1 protein-coding gene is annotated in these 1,043 nt (G+C 43.6%); it reads left to right on the top strand.

The window, feature by feature from the left end; genetic code table 11:
• Positions 1 to 331 precede the first annotated feature (331 nt).
• A complete protein-coding gene (locus ACT3TU_RS14185; RefSeq protein WP_192523649.1) occupies positions 332 to 970 on the top strand; it encodes a carbonic anhydrase in 639 nt (212 codons plus the stop codon).
• Positions 971 to 1,043 lie beyond the last annotated feature (73 nt).

Below are 1,043 nucleotides of genomic sequence, written 5' to 3'. Positions count from 1 at the left end.
AATTTTTCTTGCTTGCTGTTCGCAGGCGTGACAGAGGCTGCGAAAAATTTACTCCAGTAGCACTCGTATCAGTTTTAAAGTGAATCAGCTATATGTATATTTAGTACGTTTATTTCAAAGTATTTTGCGACAGCAGCAAAGCAAGCAATCAAGTTAAAATAAAGAATTTTTACTATTTTTTTGGTTTGGTTCCTATACAATAATTTTGTGTATGTTAAATACAACAATATTTGCCATAGCAGACGACTGAGCTTAAAAGATAAGCTGGTATGAAAAGCAGGCTGCTAGAGCAATTCATAATTTTAATCATTTTTATAAAAAAGGACTCTTTATGCCTAACAGTAACCGCCCAAAAACTGGTCAAGAAGCACTGGCACTGCTCAAAGAAGGCAATGTACGTTACATTGATAGTTTGACCAGTACTGATCCCTGTATGCAAAAGCGCCCAGAACTCATCAATGATCAAGATCCTATCGCCATTATTTTGGGCTGCTCGGATGCACGCGTCCCCGTTGAGATTGTATTTGACCAAGGCTTGGGTGATTTATTCGTCATCCGAGTGGCGGGTAATGTGGTGGCGCCATCACAGATTGGCTCGATTGAGTTTGCGGCCGAAAAATTTGGCACTAAGCTGGTGGTGGTGTTGGGTCATTCACATTGCGGCGCGGTCACCGCTTGCGTGGAGACGCTTATTAATCCGGAGCAAAACTACTCTCCCAATTTGCAGTCCATCGTTGACCGTATCCGCCCAAGCGTTTATAACTTGCATGAGCTTGCCACCGCTAATGGTCAAGACGTCGATGCAGATGAGTTGGTCGACCGCTCTATCCGTGCCAACGTGCGCATGTCAGTTAGCCAGCTTAAGCATGGCTCGCGCGCGCTAGAGGATTTAACCAATAGTGGACAATTGCTGGTGGTGGGCGCGGAGTATAATTTAGAGACGGGTACGGTACGCTTTTTAGACAGCTAATCAGTATTGTAGACAGGGCATACCAAGTGTGCTCTTACAAAACCTTATCAACCCTTGCATCGTTTTTTTATTA

Source organism: Psychrobacter sp. AOP3-A1-26, assembly GCF_052378235.1.
GTDB lineage: Bacteria > Pseudomonadota > Gammaproteobacteria > Pseudomonadales > Moraxellaceae > Psychrobacter.
The sequence above is the reverse complement of the archived record's forward strand: the minus strand, read 5'-3'. Positions and strand labels throughout refer to the sequence as shown.